Source organism: Coprococcus sp. AF19-8AC (genome assembly GCF_003603115.1).
GTDB lineage: Bacteria > Bacillota > Clostridia > Lachnospirales > Lachnospiraceae > Coprococcus > Coprococcus aceti.
Genome location: NZ_QTMI01000012.1, coordinates 826 through 1,044, shown reverse-complemented (window position 1 = coordinate 1,044; position 219 = coordinate 826). Strand labels below are relative to the sequence as shown.

Sequence of the window (219 nt, the reverse complement as noted above, 5' to 3'; positions counted from 1 at the left end):
TATGATGTTATGACTGGATATCATATGGGAATACAACTGGGTGGCAATTGTGCCGAAACTTCATTTTTTAATTTTACTAATCTATCATTTACAGAGGCAAATAAGATATACAAACCAGGTATAGGTATGATCCCACAGGATAATGATGATCAGAATGTATCGCAGATAATTATACCGTTATACAGGAGGCAGATAAAGCATGATTAAGTCCAGGTTGAT

General features: G+C 34.7%; 1 protein-coding gene. It reads left to right on the top strand.

The genetic code is table 11. The features are described from left to right. Positions 1-207: hypothetical protein (locus DWX57_RS14265; protein WP_207666531.1), on the top strand; the 207-nt coding region annotated here is incomplete at its 5' end. Between the last annotated feature and the right edge of the window lie 12 nt (positions 208-219).